Origin of the sequence: Ancylomarina sp. (assembly GCF_041555295.1) — a bacterium.
Taxonomy (GTDB): Bacteria; Bacteroidota; Bacteroidia; order Bacteroidales; family Marinifilaceae; genus Ancylomarina.
The window spans coordinates 1-7,532 of sequence record NZ_JBFFKR010000171.1 but is presented as its reverse complement, the minus strand read 5'-3'; the positions used below and the strand labels follow the sequence as shown (position 1 = coordinate 7,532).

General features: G+C 34.9%; 8 protein-coding genes and 1 riboswitch. All 8 genes read right to left on the bottom strand.

Annotation, left to right across the window (positions count from 1 at the left end; genetic code table 11):
• A partial coding sequence (locus ABY905_RS11745) for an aspartate aminotransferase family protein (RefSeq protein WP_372644049.1) occupies window positions 1–894 on the bottom strand: 894 nt, incomplete at its 3' end.
• A 206-nt stretch (window positions 895–1,100) separates the two neighbouring features.
• Window positions 1,101–1,814 (bottom strand): LytR/AlgR family response regulator transcription factor, encoded by a 714-nt coding sequence (locus ABY905_RS11740; protein ID WP_372644046.1) that lies wholly within the window; start codon window positions 1,812–1,814, stop codon window positions 1,101–1,103.
• Window positions 1,815–1,981: 167 nt separating this feature from the next.
• Window positions 1,982–2,671: a TrmH family RNA methyltransferase gene (locus ABY905_RS11735; RefSeq protein WP_372644043.1), complete on the bottom strand. Its 690-nt coding sequence runs from the start codon at window positions 2,669–2,671 to the stop codon at window positions 1,982–1,984.
• A gap of 129 nt (window positions 2,672–2,800) precedes the next feature.
• Window positions 2,801–3,073, bottom strand: a complete 273-nt coding sequence (locus ABY905_RS11730) for an HU family DNA-binding protein (RefSeq protein WP_125031835.1) — start codon at window positions 3,071–3,073, stop codon at window positions 2,801–2,803.
• A 398-nt stretch (window positions 3,074–3,471) separates the two neighbouring features.
• The gene (locus ABY905_RS11725; RefSeq protein WP_372644039.1) at window positions 3,472–4,491 is read right to left on the bottom strand and encodes an ABC transporter ATP-binding protein; all 1,020 of its coding nucleotides are present in this window, start codon (window positions 4,489–4,491) and stop codon (window positions 3,472–3,474) included.
• 58 nt (window positions 4,492–4,549) lie between these two features.
• Window positions 4,550–5,590, bottom strand: coding sequence for an iron chelate uptake ABC transporter family permease subunit (locus ABY905_RS11720; protein WP_372644037.1), 1,041 nt, complete (start codon window positions 5,588–5,590; stop codon window positions 4,550–4,552).
• Window positions 5,591–5,631: 41 nt separating this feature from the next.
• Window positions 5,632–6,780, bottom strand: coding sequence for an ABC transporter substrate-binding protein (locus ABY905_RS11715; protein WP_372644034.1), 1,149 nt, complete (start codon window positions 6,778–6,780; stop codon window positions 5,632–5,634).
• A 111-nt stretch (window positions 6,781–6,891) separates the two neighbouring features.
• A riboswitch (cobalamin riboswitch) is annotated at window positions 6,892–7,103 on the bottom strand.
• A 122-nt stretch (window positions 7,104–7,225) separates the two neighbouring features.
• On the bottom strand, window positions 7,226–7,417 hold the full coding sequence (locus ABY905_RS11710; protein WP_372644031.1) for an Arc family DNA-binding protein: 192 nt from the start codon (window positions 7,415–7,417) through the stop codon (window positions 7,226–7,228).
• Window positions 7,418–7,532 lie beyond the last annotated feature (115 nt).

The window sequence follows — 7,532 nt, the reverse complement described above, 5'->3', positions numbered from 1 at the left end:
TAGAACTTCCAATCCTGCTAAAGCAGCAGCACAAGAAACAGGATGACCGCCAAAAGTTGTTATATGCCCCAACATCGGGTTTGATTTAAAACTGTCCAGAATTTCTTTTTTAGAAATAAAGGCTCCAATTGGCATCCCTGCACCCATTGCTTTAGCAAGAGTTAGAATATCAGGCACCACATTGAAATGTTCAAAAGCAAACAACTTACCTGTACGTCCAAAGCCCATCTGTACTTCATCAAAGATTAAAAGGGCACCCGTTTCATCACAGCGTTTGCGTAAAGTATCCAAGAACTCTTGGGTAGGAATAATTAAACCAGCTTCTGACTGAATAGGTTCTAAAATCACACAAGCAGTTTTGTCTGTTATATTTTGAAGATCAACAATATTGTCAAATTCAATCTGGCGAATATCGGGCAAAAGTGGACGATATGCATTTTTCATTTCTTCATCACCCAATACACTTAATGCCCCATGTGTACTACCATGATAGGCATTTCTAAAGTGAATGATTTCACTTCGTCCTGTATATCGCTTGGCTAATTTCATAGCCCCTTCATTTGCTTCACTACCTGAATTCACAAAATAAACTGAATTCAGTTTCTCGGGCAGGTTATCAACCAACAGCTTGGCTAACTTAACCTGAGGCGTTTCAATAAATTCACCATATACCATCAAATGCATATACTTATCCACCTGATCTTTCACAGCTTGTTTTACACGAGGGTGACCATGACCAAGATTACTAACTGATACACCCGATACCAGATCGAGGTATCTTTTCCCTTCCGGGGTGTACATATATATACCCTCGGCTCTTTCAATTTCAAGTGAAATTGGATAGTCCGAGGTCGTTGCAACGTGTTGTAGAAATAATTGTCGATTGGAAATCATAAACTTAAATTTAATAGACTACAAAAATCTTAAAAATTCCGACCAAAAGAAAACGATAAGTATAAAAACATCAGTAATCCTTGAGATCTAAAAATACGGATTTAAAAAGTAAGCCGAAATATCAAATGAATCTCTTCATATAGCGACATGGTACAAAAAAAGGGCTTGCTTGTGCAAACCCTTTATAATATTTTTATGAGAAGCTCTTAACGAGTCATCAAATTGATATCTCCCATCAATTTTTCACGATAAGATTTTCCAATAGGAATTGACTTAGATCCTCCATCAGTTGTGATAACCACTGAATTATCCTCTATCATTTCAATCTTCTTTAAATTCACAACGTATGAACGATGAATTCTTGAGAATAAATGAGAAGGCATCTTATCTTCAATCGCTTTCATCGTAAAATGGATCGTGTACTTATCGGTAAAAGTATTAACTACCACATAGTTCTCAAGTGCTTCAACCCAAAGAATATCATCATAATGAAGTCTTACAAGAGTAGAGTTACTTTTAATAAATATTTCATTATTTTCTGGAGCAATTATTGCACTTCCACTTTGCTGAACACGGCTATTAACCTTATTAACAGCTTTAAAAAAGCGGCTATAAGAAATTGGTTTTAACAAATAATCTGAGACATCATACTCAAAAGCTTCTAATGCATATTGCTCTTTGGATGAGATAATAATAACTTGAGGTGTTGTATTCAAACTATTCAAGAACTCCATCCCAGTCATTTCAGGCATTTCAACATCAAGAAAAATCAAATCAATAGGATCATTTTTCTTAATCTCATTAATAGCCTCAATTGCACTTGGATAAGAAGCAATAAGTGTCAGATAATCTGTTCTTTCAATATAACTTTCAATAACTTTTCTTGAAAGCTTATCGTCATCAATTATAACACAATTCATATGATTAATTTTATTATACCAATTTTAAAATAAAAACTTAAGAATTTACGAACACTTAAATTTCCGTGACCAAATTTAATAATCTTTTCGTGAATGACGAAAAAAAAACCATTAGATCTAGCTAAATTTAACCAAATAATGCGAGAAAGTAAACAAATCGGTTCATTTTATTGCGATTCCAGATGTTTCATAAAGCGTTCAATCATTTTCTCGCTACTTTTTACTGATCTCTTATACCACTCTAATTTCAAATCTAACTTCTCTTCCTCAGTCAATTGCCAATCAACATTTGAACGACGAAGTGCTGATGCCAAATGATTCAACACAAGCGAAGCAGACACAGAGATATTAAAACTTTCAGTAAACCCATACATCGGAATTTTTACAAACTCATCTGCATGATCCATTACAACATCTGATAATCCCGTAAGTTCAGTTCCAAAAAAGAAAGCAGACTTCCCTTTTGTAAGATCAAAATCAGGAAGCAAAATATCATTAGTGTGTGGTGTGGTCGCTACAATTCTATAACCCTCCTTCTTTAAACTGTTAATTGCATCAAGCGTGTTCTCATCCTTTGAATTATATCTTTTTAGATTTATCCATTTCGATGAGCCCATAACAACATCAGGATTGAGCTCATATTTATTTGAATTTTCAATCACATGTAAATCTTGCACCCCAAAACAATCACAAGAACGCATAACTGCACTAGCATTCTGAGGTTGGAATATATTTTCTAGAACAACAGTAACATATCTTGTTCGTTCATTTACATTTTTATCAATCAATTCAATTCTGCCTTCAAGCATTACTGTTTCGAGAAATTGAATCAAATCTTTTTTCTGCTTAAGATTCATATCTATTTAAAAATAAAAATAGCGATAATCGAAACTACCGCTATTCTAAATTTAGGTTATTATCTAACCTAAATGACATAAAAAAAGGAGGTTAAAAGATAACCTCCTCTAAAATTTCTTATTCTTGAATTATTGAATTACATCAACAAGCTCAGAACCTGCTTTGAATTTAATAACTTTTTTAGCTGGAATATCAATTGGCTTACCAGTTTGAGGGTTTCTTCCAGTTCTAGCTTCACGAGTTGAAACAGAAAATGAACCAAATCCGATAAGAGCTACTCTATCTTCACCTTTAAGAGCTTCAGAAGTAGTTTCGATAAAAGCATCAAGAGCTTTTTTTGCATCAGCTTTAGTTAAACCGGCCTTGTTAGCCATTGCTTCAATTAATTGAGCCTTGTTCATAATTTATAAGTTTTTTGGGTTAATAAAAATGTTTTTTTATCTGAATCACACACAAATATAACGGTTTTCTTAAGCTTTGCAAATTTCAGAGCGTAAAAATCTCATTTTTTTATGATTTTAAAGTATCAACATAATAAACTACACTCCCCCTATATACACTGCTTTATAGAGAAAAAAAGTGTGCATATTTTTCAAAAAACTTTACTAGGGTTAAGTTCCACTCAATAAAAATGGGTAATCACCAAGGCTATATAAACATGCTTAACAACTGACAGTCAGGCATAAACACAAAAACGACATTTGCCTATAATACTAATAACCACATAGATATTGAACTTAATCTCTACAACAAGTGGTCCTATAGAATAAGGCTCACACGAACAGCTTATTTTTAATCTTTACAAATATGTATTCAAGCCAAGCAATAACTCCTGTATGCTCTTACAAATAGTCACCTCACCATTATTATGAATCTCCCATTCCATTCTATCCTCAATCAAATTAATGGAACAATTATCTGTTTTTTCACTAGTAACTTGATAACCTTCACGTGAAAGTGCTCTTTGAGTCCAAAATCCCATAACATCGTTACCAATCAATTGAATTGTTTGCTTTTTCTGATAATTCATGATGAAATTCCCAGATTTTCTATCAAAACTGAATGATTTATTCTTGAATGTATCTTCAATACAACCAGAGAGAACTAAATCTTCAGGAGCTCCAATTTTCAAATCATTGTTTTTAGACATTAGCCAAATAATATCAGCAGCCTGCAAAGCCAAATCAAGTTCATGAGTTGATAAAAGTATAGCCTTATCTGTCTCCTTTGCAAGATTTCGTAGTAGTCGCATAATCTCAACACGATTGGGCAAATCCAGGTGCGCTGTTGGCTCATCCAGCATAATCAAAGGCGTATCCTGAGTCAATGCTTTAGCAATCATCACTCGCTGACGCTCACCATCACTCAATTCATTTATAAACTTATTTGCGTATTTCCATAAGCCCACTTGCTCAAGTGCCCACTTAATCATTGATTCATCCTTATCCGATAATCTTCCCATCCACGATGTATATGGGTGTCTCCCAAGAGATACAATGTGATAAACTGAAAGATTCCCGACCTGTAATCTTTCAGTCAAAACAATACTTAGTAAACGTGCAATCTCACTAAAATTGCGTTCACGGATTGGAATACCCTCAACTAAAGTTCTTCCTTTCAATGGAGCTTGTAATCCTGCTATCGTTCGCATCAAAGTCGATTTACCAGAACCATTAGGCCCAAGCAGGCAGACCAACTCTCCTCTTCGAACAGTTAGGTTAAGATCAGATAAAAGACATAAATCCTCGCTCCTCTTTTGCTTATAACCAATCGATAAGCCATCGGTTTCTAATATATCTTTACAGTAAGTATCACTCACAATCAATAATAATTTCTAAGTACACAATTCAAACTAAATCTTCAATTGAAATATTTCTTTAGGAAAAAGAAGCCTTTACACTTCTACTGCTAAGTATCACCCAAATTACAACAGGTCCACCAAATATAGCGGTTACTGAATTAATTGGTAATGTCGTTTGGTTTCCTGGAACTTGAGAAAGAATATCACAAACCAACATTAATGCTGCCCCAATAAGAACAACTGCGGGTAATAAAACCTTATGACTGGCAGTACCAAAGATAGATCTTGCCATATGTGGAACAGCTACTCCAATAAAGGCAATAGGACCCGTAAATGCCGTTAAAGTACCCGCAACGAGAGCTGTACTAATAATAACCCAAATTCGAGTTCTGTTCACAGATATACCAACTCCACGGGCATAATTTTCACCTAATAACAAAGCATCCAATGGTTTTATCAACACAAAAGACATCAATAAACCCATAACAACAACAGGAGCCATTAAGTGCATCTCATTCCAAGTAACACCACTAAGACTACCAAAAGTCCAGACAATAAAACTTTGCAGCTGCTCTGGATCACTAAAATATTGTAAAATATTCACCACTGCACCAGTTATACTCCCAAACATGATTCCAATAATCAATAACGAAACACTATCGGAAATACGAATAGAAGCCATTCCTATAATCACAAATATTATAGAAGCACCAGCGATAGCCGATACAACAAGAGCCCAACTACCAAGAAAACTATAGATTGCTCCAAAAATACCTGGTAGCAAAACTGAAGCCATAACCATTAATGCGACTCCCAAACTAGCTCCAGAACTTATCCCTAGGACGTATGGACCTGCCAAAGGGTTTCGAAATAGAGTTTGCATCATCAATCCAGAGACAGACAAACCAGCCCCTACAAGAATTGCAGTAATGGCCTTTGGTAATCTAAAATTCAATATGATATAATTCCAAGATGTTTTAACATCCTCCCCCATCAAAATTGCCAGAATTTTTTCGGAAGGAATACTTACACTCCCAAGGACAAGATCGACAACTAAAAACAGGGCGATAAGGACAAAAAGACCTATAAATAGTATTATTTTAGTTTTATTCTGCATTTCTAAATTCAATTATTTTTTCTGTACTAGTTCACAATCTCTTAGTCTAATTTCTGATAAAAATACAGTTCATGATCAGGAAATAACTCTGGATGTAAAACTTTAGCTATATCCTTCAGTAATAAATCTGGACATATCACTCCCGATTCATAATAATCATTTGCCCCCTTATTATTTGTACGCTTAGTAACAGAATAAACTTGCCCGTCTTTATAAGCCTGAAATAAAGTATACCTTTCATCTAAGTCTTTCATTTCTTTTAGACTTTGGCAATGCGCTGGGCCAAACCAAATTTTAGAACCTGACTGTTTCTCTAGAACAACCTCGAAACTGAGAGGAATACTTCCTTGTGTTGAGTCAGAAAACCAACAATATTCACCTTTAGAATCGCGTAACAGTTGAGCCAAATAACTCTGCCCTCCCGGCATATACCAGACTCCCTTGTAATGGTAACCAGAAATGACATCTGGTTTATCTTCAACATTTGTAATTTTTGATTTTATGCTTGAGTATCGGTTTTCAAGATCAGTAAATAGATTATCAGCTTTATACTCCAAATTAAAAAATGCAGCAATGAACTTAGACCACTCCGCACGCGCAAGAGGACTACTTTCCATCCATTCAATATTAAAAGCAACTGGCAATCCTGCACTTATCAATTTTGTTTCATCATTGGATATTTTCATAAATCCAGCAACCATAACTAGATCAGGAGATAAATCAACAATTCTCTCAAAATCAAGAGTCGCAGCATGTCCAACTCCAATAACATCACCACTTTCAACTCTTTTCGAAAGCTTTTCATTATAAACTCTATCAGTTAATGAAACGGCTACTACTTTATCTGTGACACCCAAAAAGTTCAATATGCCAATCTGAGTGCTAGACAGAGCAGCAATACTTCTGATAGGAACCTCGATAATTTGACCATCTGACGGCAAACTGAGACTCTTCTTTTTTCCTCTGGGAATGAGATAATATTTTTGAAAAACCTCCCCTTTGTTCCAAGGGTCAAGAACAGAAAGCTCTTTATATCCATTATGCATCTCTATTCTAAAACCTTTAGCATGCTTGATATTAGATTCGAAATAGAAAGACGAATCAACGAATTCAGTTAGAATTTCCGGTTTAGAAACAGTTTTCTTGTTTGTAGATTTTCCACAAGATAGGACTAGGAATAAACTAAGCATTGTGCTTAGCATCAATAATTGACGAACACCCATTACATAAGATTAGAATGGGAAGCAGAAAAGAAGATACAACCAAACAGTCATAATCTCGTACTCAACTCCCGAAGTTACGAATATAAAAAATTAACAGGCAGGTCTTCTGGCTTATCCATTCAAACGCCTTCCCATTCTCCTCAAAATTTTTGAGTTATAAATAGTGGCTTTATCGTTTAAACATTCAATTCGACTTAACGAACAGGACATACAGCTGCGGGAACAGCTCCGGCATTAAACCGGATTCCCTTTTAATTCCCCTTTAGGAAACCTAATTACCTGCAAAGCTATGCAATATTTATAAAAAAGAAGCAAAATGGTCATTCTCATTGAATGAAGTCAATTGAAGAGTGTAATATAGCTTGTTATAAAAAAAGAGGTTATTGACTAGCAATAACCTCTTCAGCTTCTTTTAATCTTCAGGCTCATCAATTTTTTTCAAATCTGGAGCATCTTTTTTTATTCGCCCAGACTCTTTAAGGGCCTTATCAATAATCCACTCAATTTGCCCATTAGCACTCCGAAATTCGTCAGCAGCCCATTTCTCCAATTTCTTATAAATTTCTGGATTCAATCGCAAAACAAAGGATTTCTTTTTTGTCATATTTTATATACTATTGATACAAGCTTCCCGTATTTATAACAGGTGTTACATCCTTGTCAGAACAGAGAACAACCATCAAACTACTCACCATTGTAGCTTTCTTTTCTTCATCAAG